Annotated in this window: 1 pseudogene; it reads right to left on the bottom strand. The window is 59.0% G+C overall.

From position 1 onward, the window contains the following. Window positions 1-488 (bottom strand): annotated as a pseudogene (locus P0D80_RS51155) (hypothetical protein); the annotation flags it as partial.

Genomic DNA, 488 nt, shown 5'->3' with positions numbered 1-488 from the left:
TCGGTCGAACCGTTACCCGACGTGTTGATCGAGCCGTTGTCCACCACACCTGAACCGTTGGCCGAATCACCGGAGATGTTGGTCGTGCCGTTATCGGTCGTGTTGATCGAACCGTTCGGATCCACGATCACGCCTGAGCCATTGGTCGAGTTGCCGCTGATATCGGTCGAACCGTTCCCGCTCGTGTTGATCGAGCCGTTGTCCACCACACCCGAACCGTTCGTCGAATCACCGGAGATGTTGGTCGTGCCGTTACCGGTCGTGTTGATCGAACCGTTCGGATCGACGATCACGCCCGAGCCGTTGGTCGAGTTGCCGCTGATATCGGTCGAACCGTTACCCGACGTGTTGATCGAGCCGTTGTCCACCACGCCCGAACCGTTGGCCGAATCACCCGAGATGTTGCTCGTGCCGTTATCCGTCGTGTTGATCGAACCATTCGGATCAACGATCACGCCCGAGCCGTTGGTCGAGTCGCCGCCGATGTT

This window comes from Paraburkholderia sp. RL17-373-BIF-A, from assembly GCF_046030175.1.
Taxonomy (GTDB): domain Bacteria; phylum Pseudomonadota; class Gammaproteobacteria; order Burkholderiales; family Burkholderiaceae; genus Paraburkholderia.
Note: the sequence above shows the minus strand (reverse complement) of the source record. Positions and strands in the feature narration are given on the sequence as shown.